Source organism: Pseudovibrio sp. Alg231-02, assembly GCF_900143565.1.
In the GTDB taxonomy this organism is placed as follows: Bacteria; Pseudomonadota; Alphaproteobacteria; order Rhizobiales; family Stappiaceae; genus Pseudovibrio.
In genome coordinates, this window is sequence record NZ_FREX01000002.1 from 127,672 (window position 1) to 144,754 (window position 17,083).

The following is a 17,083-nucleotide window of genomic DNA, read 5'->3' on the forward strand; positions in this document are numbered from 1 at the left end:
GATTGCACGTTATGGCGATAAAACAAGGTCGATAAGTGTACATGGAGAGAGCACAAGTGAAGAAGCTGTTTGTCAAATCATATCTTGAGGTAGTTGTAGCTTCTCGTCTTGATCTTCGTTTGAAGAGAGATGGTAGCGAGGGAGGGACTTGAACCCCCGACACGCGGATTATGATTCCGCTGCTCTAACCAACTGAGCTACCCCGCCATCCGGTGCGCTATGTTGCGGTGTTGACCGCCGCGCTGTGAAGGGGTGTATAAGGCCCCAGAGGGGTGGCGTCAAGCGTTCTTGGGTAAGTTTTGTGGAAATATGATCTCTTGTGAAAAACTCCATGAAAACCTAGGGTTAATGCCAATTTCGTTGAGCAATAACTGCCAGTTGCAGTTGTCAGGAACAAGAAAATCTCATTTTTTGCCAAGTTGGAAATTCCGGAGTGGCTTTTTTAGGATTTGTGGAGTGATGTCGTATTGAAACTGTGCAAGGCACAGGCTTGAGAGCTCAAAATAAAACGCCCCGGTGATGATCAGATCAGGCGGGGCGTTTTGAATAATTCGGTCAGTTTGGCAATGCTTTAGCCTGCAGGAAAGCCTGCTGCTTCCCAGCCTTTTCCGAGCAGTGCTTTGAGGGCTGCTTCTGCGCCTTCTTGCTTCTCGGCACGCTGAATCCAACCACCGCCGAGAACACGCGCTTCCTGACCGTCTTTGTCGAAGAAGACGCAAGCCTGTCCTGGGGCTACGCCAAATTCGCCTGCTACCAGCTCGACAAAAACATTTTCGCCACTCTTGCGCAAAATTGCTTCTGTCGGTGGGCGAGTAGAGCGCACCTTTGCATAAACAGTGATGCCGTCTTCCGGCAGATCGTCCAGCGTACCTGGGCCAATCCAGTTTACTTCACGCAGCAGCAGGTTGTGGGTTGCTAACGCTTCTTGCGGACCGACAATCACGCGTCGTCCATCTGCATCCAGATGAACAACATAGAGAGGGTCACCAGTTGCAACTCCGATACCGCGGCGCTGACCAATGGTATAATGGATGATGCCGTTGTGTCGGCCAAGAACGCGGCCATCTACATGCACGATATCACCCGGTTCTGCCGCGTGTGGGCGAAGCTTGGCAATAACGTCTGTGTAGCGGCCTTCTGGCACAAAGCAGATGTCCTGACTGTCATGCTTGTCAGCAATTGCCAGTCCAAACTCATGTGCAAGTTCGCGGACTTCTGGTTTGGTCATGCCACCTAATGGGAAGCGTAAGAAATCTAGCTGTTCCTGCGTTGTTGCGAATAGGAAGTAGCTTTGGTCACGGTCCAGATCGACGGGACGGAACATGGCAAGTTGATTGCCTTCCATGCCTGTGCGGACATAGTGGCCTGTGACCAGAACATCAGCGCCCAAATCCTTTGCCGTTTCCAGTAGGTCTTTGAACTTGACGGTCTGGTTACATGTTACGCATGGAATAGGTGTTTCGCCATTGATATAGCTGTCCGCGAAGCGTTCGATGACCTGCTCTTTAAAGCGGGATTCATAATCCAGAACGTAATGCGGAATGTCGAGTTTTTCTGCGACACGGCGGGCATCGTGGATGTCTTGCCCGGCACAGCAAGCGCCCTTGCGTTGGATTGCTTCGCCATGATCGTAGAGCTGTAGAGTGACGCCGACCACATCATAGCCTTCGCGTTTCATCATTCCGGCAACAACCGATGAATCAACGCCGCCTGACATGGCAACAACCACCCGTGTGTCTTCTGGGCGGCCGGGCAGGCCAAGACTGTTTAGCATTCCAATTACCTCATCCTGTAGGCGCGTTTAAGTGAGAGCCGTATCTATAACATCACGAGCAGATTTCAATCCTGGGAGACATTGAAGTCTGAAGCGCAGATTAGTTTCTTTTGCTTGCTTAGTGCTTGCTGCGCTCTGGCGATGGCTAAACGCGGGCTCTCTTTTAAACGCTTCGCATGCGTACGCTTCGAGCGTGCTAGTTGGCGGGAATATACCTAAAACTCGACGGAAGGCCAATCTTTTTGATTGATGTTTTTACTTGCTGGGCATTTGTTGCCGAGGCGGGGGCAATAAGTGATCTTGTGGCCTATTCTTTGAAATGTTGATTTGAGTTTATCTATTTGAAAGTTCTTATATATTTTTGATTTTTTGGTTGGCCCGCTAATTGCATATCTGCGCGCAAGATGTCTTGACCATCGTTGCTGATGGTGTGTGCTGCGTAGTTTGAGGAATATATGTCGCAATCTGCTTTGCTGAGTTTAACCGGTCCTGTTCAGCCGCAAACGCCTTTAGGCCACGTTGTAGGGCAAGGTGGTAATGCGCTGCTTGGTGAGAGTGTGCTCGGTCAAAATGCCGATACTTTCTCCGGTCTGCTCGCCAAAGCTTCTGAGGGAGATGGGGCCGCAGCGACTACGGTGGACCTCTATTCTGGAGCTTTAACGACTGGCGGCGATCTTTCGGTTTTGAGCCCAAGTCTCATCAAGGATGAAAATGGGGAGAGTGCAGTTGCTGGTTTGGCTGGTGAACTGCCGCTGTCCACTGTTTCCCAGGTGCCAGTACCAGTGTCAGGTGTGGTTCCGGGATTGGTTGCAGTTGCGACAACTAATGATGAAGCGCTTCTTCTCAATGGCGGCGAAGGGAAAGCGAAAGCGCCTTTTGTTGCTTTGCCACAAAATGTCCAGGAGGCAGGCAGTCAGCCAGCCTTAGCGGAGAAAGCAGGCGAAGCGAAAGTTGCTCAGGCGGTCGCTAATGTTCAAAGCGCTTCTCCTATTGTGGGTGAGGGCGAGGCCATCTCTTCCAAAACAGTAGAGAGTGCTGTTGAAAATCTTGGTGCTTTACAGAAAGCTGAGCGTGGTGGGCAGATCTTGCCGCAGGCGGATGATGGACAGGTAACGGCTCAGATTGGAGCTGTTGCTCAAGAGACAGACGTCGCTGGAACCGTACAGGAATCTAAAGGCAACGCTCGTAATGCTTCAGATACGCAACAGCGCGTGACGTCCGAGCAGCAGGGTGCTGTTGTTAAGCAAGGTGGTTCAACTGAGCCTCAGTTAAATGCGCTGGAGCTCCCGGTTTCAGATCAAGTGGCTAAGGTTTCTCCCGAGCTGATTGCACGTTCATCAGGGGTGTCTGAGAAATCCCTGAATTCTGCAGCTTCTCCGCAAGTTCAGCCAGCGAGCAATGGGGCTAAGGTAGAGCAAGTCGCCAATGCCGTTGGTAATGGTGCTGTCACGACCTCAGATAGCGGTAATGTTGACACTGTTGCTAATTCAGTCAGCGCTCCTGCCGAAAAGACCGCTGCACCCGATCGTGCTGCGGGTGAAGCGGATATTCGATCATCGCAACCTGTTGTTGGTCGTCAGGTCAGTGAGCTAGCAACAGCGCAAGACGTGAAGAGTGTCAAAGTTCAATCCGAACCTGTTCAGCCGCAATCTGCTGAGGGTAAGGGAGGTGTTCAGTCTACTCGCGGGGATGTTCTTGTTGCTGCCGTTGAAGGTGAGGCAGACGCTTCCTTAGAAAAGCCTGTGCTTGTCCGGCAGACTGATCGGGCTGGTTCAAGCTTTGTCGGCAATCAACAGCGTGCGGTGCAGACCGCATCTGTTGAAGGTGATGGTGACATCATTTTCCCGAATGTGACTTCCAAGCCGGATGTGCCTTCAGAAAAGATTGGCCAAGCTTCGCAGGTACAAAAGGCTGTTGATGTATCCTCTGTTCAAGAGAATGAAGCGGGTGTCCGTTCTGCGGAACAGGTGAGCCGGACTGGTGCTGTGACGACTGCAGCGACCCCGTTGGTTGGGAAAGACAAAACTGCTGGTGGAGCTGCGCAAGCGACAGCGAGCACTGAAGCCGTTACGGAGGTTAGTGATGCTCCGGAGGCTGATGAGCTTACCAATGCACTGAACAAGCCTACAGAGCAGGCAGTATCCGCTGACAAGAAAAGTACTACGCCCTCTGTCAGTATTCAGGTGAAGGTGTCACAGGCAAATGAGCAGGTTGCTTCAACAACGGCAATCGGTTGGGGGCTTGCTGCTGGTCCGTTGGATGGATCTGAAGCTGAGCTTGATTGGGAAAGTTCTGAAGCAATCTCCAGTACTGCTGCACGTTCTGATACTGCATTCCGTTCAATGGGCTCTCTGCCAACCTCTACGCTGAGGAATGTTGCGAATGCTGTGTGGCCTGAGATTGCCCGGCAGGCAAGTGGCGGCGTTGATCGTTTTGAAATCCGGCTTGACCCAAAAGAGTTGGGTGGGGTCGATGTTTCTCTGGAATTTAGCAAGGATGGCCGCGTACGGGCGCATCTGATTGTTGAGAGGCCTGAAACTCTTGAACTTCTGCAGCGAGATCAACGCGGGTTGGAGAAGGCTCTTCAGGAAGCTGGGATCGAAAGCGATAAGAGCTCTCTTCAGTTCTCACTTGGAGGGCGTGGCTCGCAGACTTCAGATCAGCAAGAGAACCGACAGGCAAATGTCGGGCAGCTGGATCGAGCGTCAGAAGGCGCTGAGTTGCCAGAAGAAAATTATCTCGCACACAATAATTTAAATAGTGCTGCCCGCGCTGGTGGACTGGATATCTCGGTTTGATGCCGCGCATGAGGAAATAGACAATGACTACAATTAATGCACTGACACCGAATGCAAACTCCTCTGGCGCAAGCACCCAGAACAGCATCAATGCAAACTTTGATCTGTTTATTTCATTGCTGACCACGCAGGTGCAAAACCAGGATCCGTTAGAGCCTCTCGATTCGGCTGAATATACGAATCAGCTGGTTCAATACACGATGGTTGAGCAACAGGTTGCAACTACTGAGAAATTAGAGGAGCAGCTGACACAGCTCAAAACGCAAAGTGCGAGTCAGTTTGTAAACTATATCGGTAAGGAAGTGACTGCTCAGAGTGCGACTGCGCAGCTCAAGGATGACAAAGCTTCTTGGAATCTTGATGCCGTTTCTGCAGGCAAGGCGACCATCACTGTTAAAAATAGTGAGGGTGCTGAGGTCTATCAGGAAGAGATTGATCTGAAAATAGGTGACAACACCTTTGAATGGGATGGTGTGGCGACAAACGGCACAAAAGCTGGTGATGGGGCCTATTCCATTGATATTATTACCCAGGATGCCAATGGCGAGCCTTTCGCTGTTCAGACCGAAGTGAAAGGGAAAGTGGACGCCGTGGACTTCAGCACTGGCGACATTATTCTGCACATGGGGGATCTTAAAATTCCCGTGGGTGAGGTCACTGGAGTCAATGGAATTCTGTAGTAGTTAATATCCACTAAGATCCCCGGTTATGAATCTTACCAAAACATTGATGGGGGCTTAGCCAAATTTTAAGCGCCTTGTTCTATTCTCATCCTCAGCTTGGTCATGGTTTGTGTGAGAGTAGAATGACCGAACATATACGTTCACGAGTAAAGTACGTCATCGGCCCCGATGGGAGCCCTCTGACGATAGCGGATCTTCCTCCTACCTCTACTAAGCGGTGGGTTATCAGGAGAAAAGCTGAAGTGGTTGCGGCTGTGCGTGGAGGCTTGTTGTCTCTGGATGAAGCATGTAACCGGTATACTTTGACGGTTGAAGAGTTTCTGTCTTGGCAGAACTCGATTGACCGACACGGTTTAGCCGGCTTGCGCGCTACACGCGTTCAGGACTATCGCAGCAACTAGTAAGCTTCAGGCAAAAAGGGTGTAATACCCAAACAGGTTTGAGGTTCTGAAAAGGCCGGCTGTCTCAGCCGGCCTTTTTGTATGTGGAAGCCACATTTTGTACAATTTTACAGATTAACCATGATGTCTTAACTGCTTCGGCAAAATCTGCCGAACAGGCCGCTCAAGATTCATTCGACTCTTCAAAAGCCTAGTCAAAGGCCTTTCCTGCGATATTCCACAATGCTTCTTTGTGGGTAGATTTCCCGTTTACCGATTATTAGGGTTTTATTAACCTTTTGTTAACTCTAAGGCGGGCAATTTTTACCTACCAGCAAATCAGGGGCAATTCACACCGATTTCCAAGGTGTTGAGAGTATTGCTGGTACATTTTGAATGAGCGATTTGAACGTACGGGGCGGCAACTGTGAGTGGAATCCTTGACTTCTTGAAAGGACTTGGGCCCGCGCGACTGGCAGCGATGGGGGCGATGGCTGTTACGTTGATCGGTCTGTTCGGTTTCATCATTGTTCGTGCGACAGCACCGCAGATGGTGCCGCTCTTCACGGACCTTACTCTTGAAGATGCTGCAGCGATTGTTAGCCAGGTTGAATCTCAAGGTGTATCTTATGAGTTGGGTGTCAACGGACGTAGTGTTCTTGTCCCTCAGGAGAACGTTCATCGCCTGCGCATGACAATGGCAGAAGCTGGCCTGCCATCTGGCGGTGGTGTTGGTTATGAAATCTTCGACAAGACAGATACGCTTGGTGCAACCAGTTTTGTGCAGAACTTGAACCGCCTCAGAGCTCTTGAAGGGGAACTTTCCAGAACCATTCGCAGCATTGGCCGGATTTCTTCTGCGCGTGTTCATCTGGTGATCCCTGAAAAGCAGTTGTTCCAGCGTGATCGGGAACCGCCGACAGCTTCGATTGCAATTAAGGTGCAGGGTTCTTTGTCTGGTGGGCAGATCCGTGCCATTCAGCATCTCGTTGCAACAGCAGTTGAAGGACTGGAACCTTCCTACGTCTCTATCGTTGATGAGCGCGGCACTTTGCTTGCCAGCGGAACCGGCGATAAAGAAGGGCTTGCTGGTGGCTCTTCGCTGGATGAACGACGTTCGACAATGGAGGCTCGCCTGCGGCAACAGGTTGAAGAGATCCTCAATAACGTCGTTGGAACCGGTCGCGCTCGTGTTCGGGTTGCTGCAGAAATCAACTATAACCGCAAAACCGAGACACAGGAGCTGTATGATCCTGATGGGCAGGTGTTGCGTTCTTCTCAGAGTAAAGAGGAGAATGCATCTTCCACGAATGGTGAGGAGACGGTTTCTGTCGGCAACCAGCTGCCAAATGCAGACGCAGCTGGCAGTGCAACCGGGTCCAAGGATGCCTCGAATGTTTCCGAGGAAATCCTGAACTACGAGATCTCTAAGAGTACAGTGACGGAGATCTATGAAGCAGGTGGTCTGGAACGGTTATCTGTAGCGGTTCTGGTTGATGGTACCTACACAACCAGCGAGGATGGAACGCAGACCTATCAGCCGCGCAGTAAAGATGAGCTGGAGCAAATTGCTACTCTGGTTCGAACTGCTGTTGGTTTTAACAAACATCGCGGTGACAATGTTGAAGTGGTCAACATGCGCTTTGTTGAGGCTCCTCTTCAGGACTTTGGTGATAGCGAAGGTGGACTGTTCGACTTTACACGCGCTGACATCATGAAATTTGCTGAGCTGGGTGTTCTGTTTGTGATCACCATCTTGCTGTTGATCTTCGCAGTCTCTCCGCTGATGAAGCGTATTCTTGCTAAAGAAGAAGAGAGAGCTGCGGCGGCAGAAGGTGGTGTTCAGATGTTGCCAGATGGCACATTGGTCGCAGAAGGTCCTGCGCAAATTGGAGGTGTTGTTGGTGAAATGGAGGAGGTTCCTTCTGAAATGCCAACAGCAGAATGGATTGAAGATGCCAAAATGCAGGCAGCTCTCCATCAAAGCTCAATTCAGCAAATAAGTGAGTTGATTGAAGATTCTCCAAGCGAAGCGGTCAATATCGTTCGCGGTTGGTTGAACGAGGCAGCGTAGGATGAGTGAGGAGATACAGCCGCAGGAATCGACAGCGCAAGCCTTATCAGTCTCATCCGGAATAGCTGAACGAGAGCTTGGGGGAGCAGAGCGCGCAGCCGTTCTGCTCTTGGCGCTTGGGCAGGAGTATGGGAAGGCTATCTGGGCCGGGTTGGATGAAATTGAAGTGCGTCAGGTTTCCAGCGCAATGGCGAGCTTGGGTCCTGTTACGCCGACCATGCTTGAAGAGCTGTTTGTTGACTTCCTGAAGCGGCTTTCCACCCGTGGTGCGTTGAACGGAAACGTGGATGTTACAGAGCGCCTGCTGAACTCTTTCCTGCCAACTGATCGTGTTGCGATCATTATGGAGGAAATTCGAGGTCCTGCAGGTCGGAACATGTGGGAGAAGCTTTCCAACGTTCCTGAAAACGTTCTGGCAAACTATCTGAAGAATGAGTATCCCCAGACCATTGCAGTGGTTCTTTCCAAAATCCAAAGTGATCATGCGGCTCGCGTTCTTGCGCTGCTGAATGAAGAGCTGGCGCTGGATGTGGTGAACCGCATGTTGCGCATGGAGTCTATTCAGAAGGATATTCTGGAGAAGGTTGAGCAGACATTGCGGGTCGAGTTCATGTCGAACCTGTCTCAGACCAGCCGTCGTGATAGCCACGAGATGATGGCCGACATCTTCAATAATTTCGACAGGCAGACCGAAGGCCGCTTTTTGGCAGCACTGGAAGAAGATAGCCGCGAGTCTGCAGAGCGTATCCGCAATTTGATGTTCACCTTCGAGGACTTGTTGAAACTAGATTCCGCTGCCTGTCAGACCTTGCTTCGCAATGTTGAGAAGGATCAGCTGGCCATGGCTCTCAAAGGAGCTTCTGAAACTGCTGTTGTGTTCTTTACGGCGAACATGTCATCGCGTGCAGCAAAGATGCTTCAGGAGGACATGGAAGGTATGGGACCAGTTCGATTGCACGATGTAGATGAGGCGCAAAGCTCACTTGTACTGAAGGCGAAAGATTTGGCAGCCACTGGTGAAATCAGCATTAACAAGAAGAAAGGAGAGGAAGAGTTTGTCTACTAATCGTTCCTTTTCTTCGCGATCACTGGAGGCTCGCTGATGGTTACTGTGATGCCTCAAGGTGCTGTGCGGCGACGCTTTTTGTTTGATACTAAATCGATCGATGAGGCTGAGGCCGCAGCAACAGTCGAAGACGTCCCTCCGCTGGAGCCTACTATTACAGTTGCTGAGCATAAGCAGCTTTTAAAAGCTGCAGAAGAGGCCGCGTTTGTTCGTGGTGAGATGCAGGCCCGGCAGGCCATTGCTGAGCAGCAGAAGCTGAGTGCACAGGAAGAACTGGTGGTGTTGCGGGAGCGACTTGAAGTTGCTTTGGGTGATCTTGAAAGCCAGATCCGTGCTCAAGAGCAGAACCTGGTCTCTATGTGTTTTCTGATTGCGCGCCGTCTTTGCAGTCACCTTATTGCGCGTGAGCCGCTTGCTGAAGTTGTGGCATTGCTTGCCGAATGTTTGGCTCCTCTGCGCAAGATCCCTCAGATTTTGATTGAGGTGCCGACAGAAGATACGCATGCGCTGGAAGACATGGTTGACGGTCTGGTTCTGAACAGCAGCTTTGAGGGCAAAGTGCATGTTGTGAAGTCAGAGAGCATGTCACGTGGTGATTGCCGGATTGAATGGCCGGATGGTGGAATTATTCGTGATCGTCGCAAGACGGTTGAGCATATTGAACAAGTCATAAAATCCCATTTCGACGCCCGCGAGCGGGCCAATCGAGCAGCGTGATTTTAGTTTTTGCCTATGACCGTGCTGGCTATGGCTGGTGCGGGATCAGAAAGGTTGATTATGAGCAGTGATGAACAGGGAATGGTGCTGGACCAACACCAGAGTACCCAGCGCGCTGGTGGCCTGGATGAAGAAGGTGCAGGCGGCGTTAAGGCAGCTGAGGATTTGGAAGCTGTTTTTGATGTTCCGGTCCAACTGGCTGCTGTGCTTGGGCATACAAAGATGAAGGTTTCCGACCTTTTGCATTTGGATACCGGGATCGTCATGGAACTCGACCGGAAGGTGGGCGAGGCCATCGACGTTTACGTGAATAACAGGCTGATCGCGCGCGGAGAAGTTGTGCTCGTGGAAGATAAGCTTGGTGTCACCATGACTGAAATCATCAAGGCGGATAAGTGATTGTCATGGGGCGTACTGGAAAGGAACTGACATGCGGCTCTTGATCGTTGGGACCCTTGGCGGTCAGCTGACGACCGCAACCAAGATCGCGATGGAGCGGGGGGCATCTGTTACCCATGCGCCTGGCGTTCCTGAGGCCATGAAAGTCTTGCGTTCTGGTCAGGGTGCGGATCTTCTGATGGTTGATGTCAATGAAGATATCGGTCAGCTGGTGGAACTGACAGAACGCGAGCGTATCCATGTGCCACTCGTTGCGTGCGGGTTGGGAACGGATGCGCGCGCGGCTGTGTCTGCCATTCGGGCTGGAGCAAAGGAATACATTCCGCTGCCTCCAGATCCAGAGCTGATTGCTGCTGTGCTGGCGGCTGTTACGGAAGAGCGCGAAGACCTGATCTATCGCGACGCGGCAATGGCGAGTGTGATCAAGCTGGCGGAGCAGGTGGCTCCATCTGATGCATCTGTTCTGATTACGGGCGAGTCCGGGTCTGGTAAGGAAGTGATTTCCCGCTTCCTGCACAGCAAGTCCAGTCGTGCTGATAAGGCGTTTATCTCCATCAACTGTGCTGCAATTCCTGAGCATCTTCTTGAATCCGAGCTTTTTGGTCATGAGAAAGGTGCCTTTACCGGTGCTGTTGCGCGCCGTGTTGGCAAGTTTGAGGAAGCCAATGGCGGCACCTTGATGCTTGACGAAATCTCCGAAATGGATGTTCGGCTGCAAGCCAAGTTGTTGCGGGCTATTCAAGAGCGGGTGATTGACCGTGTTGGAGGCAGTCGTCCGGTACCGGTCGATATTCGCATCATCGCGACGTCCAACCGTGATTTGGCTGAGGAAGTGCGCAATGGTGGCTTCCGCGAGGATTTGCTGTACCGCCTGAACGTGGTGAACCTGAAGCTGCCAGCGCTTCGGGCACGTCCTGCTGACATTCTGGAGCTGGCAAGCCACTTCATTGAAATTTATGCCAAGGCGAATGGTACCAAGGCACTGCCGGTTTCTCAGGAGGGCCGACAGCTTCTGTTGGCCAACCAATGGAAAGGAAATGTACGCGAGCTGGAAAACACCATGCACCGCGCTGTTCTTCTTTCCTCTGGTAGCGAGATTGATGCAGACGCTATTCGCATGCCGGATGGATCTCCAATTGCCATGGGGGCTGGACAGCAAACAGCTGCCCGGGCGGCCCATGCAGCTGAAGCTGTCTCGCGCGATATGGTCGGGCGTACTGTTGCTGATGTGGAGCGTGATCTCATTTTGGATACGCTGGATCATTGTCTGGGGAACCGTACGCATGCTGCAAAGATCCTTGGCATTTCGATCCGCACGCTTCGCAACAAGTTGAACCTTTACACCAAAGAGGGTGTTGAGGTTCCAGGGCCAGGCGAAGCACGCGCTGGCACTGCAGACGCATAAGAACGGATAGGGCGCGGCGATGTCTGAAGAGACAAATACAAAAGCGGCTCAAGGAGGAAGCGACAGCGCTCCTTCTGCTGCTCGCGTGCCCGGACTAGGTGCAGCTGGTGGTTCAGCCTTTTTCCAAGACCTTTGGGGCGCCATAAAACAAGGCGACCTTGGGCTTGCTGCAGGTGTGATGGTCATCCTTGTGATGCTCATTGTTCCGATGCCTGCGATGCTTCTGGATATGTTCCTCGCGATTTCGATCATCTTTTCCGTGATGATCCTGATGGTGGGCCTTTTTATTCAAAAACCTCTGGAGTTCTCTGCTTTTCCGACTGTGTTGCTGATTGCGACCATGTTGCGACTGTCGTTGAATATGGCGTCGACGCGACTGATTTTGGCACACGGACATGAAGGAGCTGACGCAGCCGGCAATGTGATTGCAGCGTTCGGTAGCTTTGTGATGGGCGGTAATTTCGTGATCGGGATTATCGTCTTTGCAATCCTTGTGATTGTGAACTTCATCGTTATTACAAAGGGTTCTGGCCGTATTGCTGAGGTTTCTGCCCGCTTTACGCTGGATGCAATGCCCGGTAAGCAGATGGCGATTGACGCGGATCTGGGTGCTGGCCTGATTGATGAGGAGACTGCACGGACCCGTCGTAAAGAGCTGGAATCTGAATCCACCTTCTTCGGCTCTATGGATGGTGCCTCTAAGTTTGTGCGTGGTGATGCTGTTGCCGGTCTGATGATCACGTTCATCAACGTGATTGGCGGTATCGTTATTGGTGTGATGCAGCAGAACCTGACGTTCGCTCAAGCTGCCGAAAACTATACGCTGCTGACGATTGGTGATGGTCTGGTCTCTCAGATCCCCGCGCTGATCGTTTCCACCGCTGCGGGTATTCTTGTTTCTAAAGCAGGCGTTGAGGGTGCGGCCGATAAGGCCCTTGTCCGGCAGTTTACTGGCTACCCAAAAGCGCTTGGCATGTCTGCGTTTGTGATGGTCGTGCTGTCGTTCCTGCCGGGCATGCCGATGTTGCCGTTCCTGGCATTGGCGGGTGCTGCTGGTTATCTGGCGCGGCAGGCAAGTAAGAAGCATGCTCGCGAAAAAGCAGTGGAAGTGGCTGCAAAAGTTGAAGCTGAAGTGCCGGATGAGCCGCAGGAAGCGCCGATTTCCGACAGCTTGAAAATGGATGTGCTGCGGATTGAGCTTGGCTATGCGCTGCTGCCAATCATCAATGGGCGTAATAAGCAGGAAACAGATCAGGTTACCGAGCAGATCAAAGCGCTGCGTCGTCAGATTGCCTCTGATATGGGCGTGATCATGCCGTCAGTGCGTATCCTTGATAACATTCAGCTTGGCGCGAATGATTACATGATCAAGGTGAAGGAAGTGGATGCTGGCGGCGGCTCTCTGTTCCCGAACCAGTTTATGGTGATGGACCCTGCTGGTGGGCAGGTTCGCCTGCCGGGGACGCATACCACAGAGCCAACCTTTGGTTTGCCTGCGACCTGGGTGGAAGCGCAGTATCGCGAAGAGGCCAATCTGCTTGGCTATACGGTGGTTGATCCTGCAACGGTTATCTCTACGCACCTGACAGAGACCATCAAGTCTCATATCTCCGAGCTGCTCACTTACGCAGATGTTCAAGTTCTGTTGAAGAAGCTGGATGAAGAGCAGTCCAAGCTGGTGGAAGATATTGTTCCGACCCAGATTTCCATCTCTGGAATTCAGCGTGTGCTGCAAGCGCTGCTGGAAGAGCGCATTTCCATCCGTGATTTGGGAACAATTCTGGAAGGGATTGCGGAGGCGATTGGTTCAACGCGGAACCCGAATGCCATTGCTGAGCATGTGCGGACACGTCTGGCGCGCCAGATCTGCTCTGCCAATCAAGCGCCCGGTGGGTATCTGCCTTTGATCAGCCTGAGCCCTGTTTGGGAGTCTGCATTCCTTGAAAGCATTATCGGGGATGGGGATGATCGCCAGCTAGCGATGGCACCTTCCAAGCTGCAGGAGTTCGTTGGTTTGGTTCGTGATGCTTATGATGCGGCGGCCAATCAGGGTGAAGTTCCTGTGCTGTTGTGCTCAGCTCAATCGCGGCCATTCGTGCGTTCCATTGTTGAGCGTTTCAGAGCGCATACGTTTGTTATGAGCCAAAACGAAGTTCACCCGCGAGCGCGACTGAAAACAGTGGCAACCATATAGGATCTCAAGTGTTTCGTGAGATTGGAACACTTGCAGCCTTTTCTTCTTCCCGCTACCCAGAGTGCATTGTTTCTTCCTAATTTGAGAGAGTGGTATGGCGCATATTCAACTGGATCTTGATGGATACACAGACCTGCCAGAAGGCAAAGTCGCGACTGTGGTGACGCATCTGGAGATGTTGGAGAAGCCTGCTCTCAAACCGATTGATCGTCCTGACCTCACGCTGGAACGGGCTGGCAAGATCGATATTGTCGAGTATAGAGCCCTCTTTAAACGTGTGGGTGAGCCGTGGCTTTGGTTTGGTCGTTTGGTGATGAATGACGCTGAACTGGAGGCGACGCTGAGCAAGCCGACCAATGAGTTTTACTGGGCTATGAAGAACGGTGAGCCTGTGGGAATGCTTGAGTTGGATGTTGCCAAGGAAGATGAAGTTACACTGAGCTATTTCGGGCTTGTACCAGACGCTGTTGGCGGTGGTGCTGGCCGCTGGCTGATGAACCATGCGATCAGCAAGGCTTTCTCTCGTCCTGAAGTGAAGCGCTTCTGGTTACACACATGCACAGGGGATAGCCCACAGGCACTGCAATTTTATCTGCGTAGTGGCTTTAAGCCCTTCAAGCGGTCCATTGAGGTTGCTGATGATCCGCGTCTGAATGAAATTCTTGATCGATCCTGCGCTCCTCACATTCCTTTTTTGCCATAGGGCAGAGCAGGTTGATGAGCTGGACCTTTCGGTTCGCTTGATAGACACCCATATGCTTGCATTGGTGTTCTCACCTAACCTTGGGGTTGTGCGGCAGAAACCTCTCAGGGTTGGTGTTGGAAAAGTGCCCCAAAACGGGACAGTTAATGAGGTTTCATTAGAGTTTTATCTAGGATGTGTTAGTTTCCTTTTACCATGTACCTTTGATTAATCGTGGAAGATGTGTGAGGGCTGCACGCAAATCGATTGGTTGTACGTAGGTTGGGGGCGGTTGAAACGGGGTGTGTTCAACCGAATATTCGGGAGCTGCCATGTCAGAGCTACATGACAACGTTGTGCCTCATGAGAAGGTGCGGTCACTGAGAGATAGTATTCGCAAAGTGCGTGTTGCGGAGATGGAACGGACAGACGTTGTTGTGAGCCTTCAGGAGAGCGAGAAAGCACGCCTTGAACTGCTCAGCGAAGAGCTGATTGATGTGTTCAAGGAAGTTCCTGAAGACGACGACCAGTTTGCCTTCCAGATCGTTCCCGGTACCCAGCCACGCCTATGGATCGACATGACCAGCCATGTGTTGATGGGGCGTGATCGCCATTCTTACCGCTTTGTGAAGGAGACCCGTCTGGGCCGGATGGTGTTGCTTGAAACCGCTGATATTGACGATATGGCGGACTGCATTACCGAATATATTGCCGAGCGGATTATTGAAAAGGAACGTGCGCTGGAAGCAGACTGGATGCTCAATCGCATTCGCCAGCAGGATGTTCCAACTGGTAAGAGGCTGGATCAGCTTAAACAAGAAAACGCAGGCAGAGCTGTTGCGGCCAAGCGCAATAAGGCGCGTGACTTTTTCATTCTGATCTGCGGGCTTTTGCTGGGAACTGTTATCGGGGCGGCGGGTCTTGTGGCGCTGGCGCTTTATGCGAACCCTTTTGCGGGTTAAGCGCTGTCTTTGTGAGAGGCATCAGTATGCCTCTCTGTCTTTTAATCTGAAAACTAGCCCCACATCTTAGGTACAGGCTTTACGCTGCTTGCCTTAAGCTGGGTATGGACAGATCATGCTGTGCGATGTGATGCACGCCTTCTTCTGCGGTTGTGAAACCGCGTTCTTCCATGATGCATGACCAACCGTCGCCATCTTTTTCAATGGTAAAGAGATTGTAGCGAGCAGGTGGCTTATGGCCACTCAGGCCATTTGATGCGGATGGAACGCAAATCACAGGCACCGGACCTTCCGGCCCGTTGATTTCCATACGGGTCGCCCGATGGGTGTGACCATGCAGAACCAACTCCGCGCCATGTTCTGCAATGATGTTGCGAAAGCGGCTGGAGCCTACCAGGCGCTTGTACCAGGCTGTCGCGTTGCGCACAGGCGGGTGATGCAGCATGACAACGCGGAAATCACCGCGCTCTTTTGCGCGTCGCAACTGGTCTGCCAGCTCGCGCAGCTGGTTGCTGCTGATGTGGCCTGTGGCCATGAAAGGGCCCGTTGCTTTTGCAGTGGAGAGGCCAACAATCGTGACGCTGCCTCGCCTGCGGGCAAATGGGAAGTGCGGATCAGTTCCCAGAGGCGGTGTCAGCCCCAAGCCCGGATCGCTTTGCATGTATGGACGCCAAGCGCCGTAGGCTTGCTTTAAAGCGCCTGGGACATAGGCATCGTGATTGCCTGGTGTCAGGGATAAAGTCTCGGGAGAGCCCACGGTTGCGAGCCAGTCTTTGGCTCCAGCAACCTCTTTGGGCAGTGCAATGTTGACCAGGTCTCCGCAAAGCGCGATATGATCCGGCTGCTGCGCGTGAATATCGCGTATCAGTGCATCAAGATAAGAATTGGTCATTGCATGGGCGCGGTTGCGCCGCCAATTTATGTAGCCAAGAATACGCTTCGAGACCAACTGGACTGGCTGAACGTCCGGCAATGGACCCAGATGTGGGTCAGATATGTGTACAAGCTTAAACATAGCCTGCGCATCATCGCTGCATTGCGCCTGAGGTCAAGGAGTTTTCCTTAATTCTGAGAATTACCCTCAAGCGCCTTTAACAGATCGGCAATGCTGACTTCCAATTTGCCTTAAAGGCAAGAAGACGGACGCAAAACAGCAGTGTCGTGGGTGTTTGCAGAATTGACTGCTGGTGCCCAATGGAAGCGTTTTGTGCGACGGAAACGAGCGAGAACTTTAGTAAGCATGACGTGTTACTCCTGCGATTTGGGAAACGCGGATTGGGTGTCTATTATAAGTAGGTGATGGGGCCGCCCTGATTAATTTTTGGGCGTATGCTTATTCTTTGATCTCTTTCTACGCCTATCCTGTGGGTTGTGTAGTGTTAGTTTTGCAAGGGTGGTATGCACTTTTTGCATGAATGATATTTCAGAATATAATTCTGTTGTATCAAAGGGTTATATTGATTGTGAGGCCAGACGTGGCAAGCTTTAAGACGCGAATTATCAATATTCTGGTGCAATCAGCGGCTCTTTTGAGTCGTGGAATGACGATGGGTGCGCGCGTTGCGGCATTTGATGCTGAAAACCGAGTCCTTCTCGTACGTCATCAATATTTGCCGGGCTGGTACTTTCCTGGTGGCGGTGTTGATTCCGGGGAGACGATGGCGGAGGCCGCTCGCAGGGAGTTGGCAGAAGAAACGGGGTATGGATGCGGACCGGATGTGGCGTTGCTTTCCATGCATCTTAACCGCGGAGGAACAGGCCGGGACCATGTCGGCCTCTTTAAGGTGAGCTTGACTGAGCAAGATCCGGACTGGAAAAGACCGACTCTGGAAATCTCAGATTTACAGCTGTTTGCGTTGGATGCCCTACCTGATGATGTGAGCCCGGCGACGCTGCGTCGTCTGCAGGAAATTGCGGGCGAAGCTGAGCCTGATCCCTATTGGTAGTTG

The 17,083-nt window shown here is 51.9% G+C and carries 14 protein-coding genes and 1 tRNA gene; 12 read left to right on the forward strand and 3 right to left on the reverse strand.

Annotated elements, in window-relative coordinates; all coding sequences use genetic code 11:
• Positions 1-130: 130 nt before the first annotated feature.
• Positions 131-207 (reverse strand) — tRNA-Met (locus tag DHN43_RS06150).
• Between the two features lie 364 nt (positions 208-571).
• Positions 572-1,774 carry a tRNA 2-thiouridine(34) synthase MnmA gene (gene mnmA, locus DHN43_RS06155; protein WP_108818081.1) on the reverse strand — a complete coding sequence of 401 codons (1,203 nt, stop codon included), beginning with the start codon at positions 1,772-1,774 and terminating at the stop codon, positions 572-574.
• A gap of 455 nt (positions 1,775-2,229) precedes the next feature.
• On the opposite strand from mnmA, the gene DHN43_RS06160 reads away from it, so the two are divergent.
• From DHN43_RS06160 to DHN43_RS06210, 11 genes are all read left to right on the forward strand, one after another.
• Positions 2,230-4,572 carry a flagellar hook-length control protein FliK gene (locus tag DHN43_RS06160; protein ID WP_108818082.1) on the forward strand — a complete coding sequence of 781 codons (2,343 nt, stop codon included), beginning with the start codon at positions 2,230-2,232 and terminating at the stop codon, positions 4,570-4,572.
• Positions 4,573-4,595: 23 nt separating this feature from the next.
• Positions 4,596-5,252, forward strand: coding sequence for a flagellar hook assembly protein FlgD (locus DHN43_RS06165; RefSeq protein WP_063290066.1), 657 nt, complete (start codon positions 4,596-4,598; stop codon positions 5,250-5,252).
• A 125-nt stretch (positions 5,253-5,377) separates the two neighbouring features.
• Positions 5,378-5,656 carry a CtrA inhibitor SciP gene (gene sciP, locus DHN43_RS06170; RefSeq protein ID WP_054784903.1) on the forward strand — a complete coding sequence of 93 codons (279 nt, stop codon included), beginning with the start codon at positions 5,378-5,380 and terminating at the stop codon, positions 5,654-5,656.
• A 406-nt stretch (positions 5,657-6,062) separates the two neighbouring features.
• Positions 6,063-7,709, forward strand: coding sequence for a flagellar basal-body MS-ring/collar protein FliF (gene fliF / locus DHN43_RS06175; RefSeq protein ID WP_082596906.1), 1,647 nt, complete (start codon positions 6,063-6,065; stop codon positions 7,707-7,709).
• Between the two features lies 1 nt (position 7,710).
• Positions 7,711-8,775, forward strand: a complete 1,065-nt coding sequence (locus DHN43_RS06180; protein WP_057463631.1) for a flagellar motor switch protein FliG — start codon at positions 7,711-7,713, stop codon at positions 8,773-8,775.
• A gap of 36 nt (positions 8,776-8,811) precedes the next feature.
• Complete coding sequence (locus tag DHN43_RS06185; RefSeq protein WP_108818083.1) at positions 8,812-9,492, forward strand: FliH/SctL family protein; 681 nt, start codon at positions 8,812-8,814, stop codon at positions 9,490-9,492.
• A gap of 60 nt (positions 9,493-9,552) precedes the next feature.
• On the forward strand, positions 9,553-9,891 hold the full coding sequence (gene fliN, locus DHN43_RS06190; RefSeq protein ID WP_093518315.1) for a flagellar motor switch protein FliN: 339 nt from the start codon (positions 9,553-9,555) through the stop codon (positions 9,889-9,891).
• Positions 9,892-9,922: 31 nt separating this feature from the next.
• On the forward strand, positions 9,923-11,296 hold the full coding sequence (gene flbD, locus DHN43_RS06195) for a sigma-54-dependent transcriptional regulator FlbD (RefSeq protein WP_108818084.1): 1,374 nt from the start codon (positions 9,923-9,925) through the stop codon (positions 11,294-11,296).
• A 19-nt stretch (positions 11,297-11,315) separates the two neighbouring features.
• Positions 11,316-13,490, forward strand: a complete 2,175-nt coding sequence (flhA, locus tag DHN43_RS06200; RefSeq protein ID WP_057463628.1) for a flagellar biosynthesis protein FlhA — start codon at positions 11,316-11,318, stop codon at positions 13,488-13,490.
• A 94-nt stretch (positions 13,491-13,584) separates the two neighbouring features.
• Entirely contained in the window at positions 13,585-14,193 is a 609-nt protein-coding gene (locus tag DHN43_RS06205; protein WP_108818085.1) for a GNAT family N-acetyltransferase, read from the forward strand.
• A 311-nt stretch (positions 14,194-14,504) separates the two neighbouring features.
• Positions 14,505-15,134: a hypothetical protein gene (locus DHN43_RS06210; protein ID WP_063290061.1), complete on the forward strand. Its 630-nt coding sequence runs from the start codon at positions 14,505-14,507 to the stop codon at positions 15,132-15,134.
• A 79-nt stretch (positions 15,135-15,213) separates the two neighbouring features.
• Here DHN43_RS06210 and DHN43_RS06215 read toward each other — a convergent pair whose 3' ends face one another.
• A complete protein-coding gene (locus DHN43_RS06215; RefSeq protein ID WP_108818086.1) occupies positions 15,214-16,149 on the reverse strand; it encodes a metallophosphoesterase family protein in 936 nt (311 codons plus the stop codon).
• 526 nt (positions 16,150-16,675) lie between these two features.
• On the opposite strand from DHN43_RS06215, the gene DHN43_RS06220 reads away from it, so the two are divergent.
• Positions 16,676-17,080 (forward strand): NUDIX domain-containing protein, encoded by a 405-nt coding sequence (locus DHN43_RS06220; RefSeq protein ID WP_108818416.1) that lies wholly within the window; start codon positions 16,676-16,678, stop codon positions 17,078-17,080.
• Positions 17,081-17,083 lie beyond the last annotated feature (3 nt).